The sequence below is a fragment of the Kitasatospora sp. SC0581 genome (genome assembly GCF_048159585.1).
GTDB lineage: Bacteria > Actinomycetota > Actinomycetes > Streptomycetales > Streptomycetaceae > Kitasatospora.
The window spans coordinates 1-321 of record NZ_JBLRWA010000315.1 but is presented as its reverse complement, the minus strand read 5'-3'; the positions used below and the strand labels follow the sequence as shown (position 1 = coordinate 321).

At 66.4% G+C, this 321-nt stretch carries 1 pseudogene; it reads left to right on the top strand.

The features are described 5' to 3' along the window. Positions 1 to 139 precede the first annotated feature (139 nt). Positions 140 to 321: pseudogene (locus ACLWS4_RS38265) on the top strand (IS982 family transposase); the annotation flags it as partial.

Sequence of the window (321 nt, the reverse complement as noted above, 5' to 3'; positions counted from 1 at the left end):
GTCGTTCGGCTCCGGGAATGCAGGGAGGGTGTCCAGCATTCGGGTTGTGACGACCGAAGAGCTGGACACCCTCCTGACTGAACTCTAGGTGCATGTTGATGATCACCTGCCCCGAACGCGATGGTTGGGCCGCCCGCCGTTGCTGACGGATTCCGAGCTGGTGTGCCTGGCCGTGGCCCAGGCCCTGCTCGGCTACCACTCCGAGGCCCGCTGGATCCGCTTCGCGCGATCTCACCTGCGCGGCATGTTTCCCGGCCTGACCGACCGGCCCGGCTACAACAAGCGCCTTCGGGCAGCGGCGCCGTTGCTACGACAGGCCAT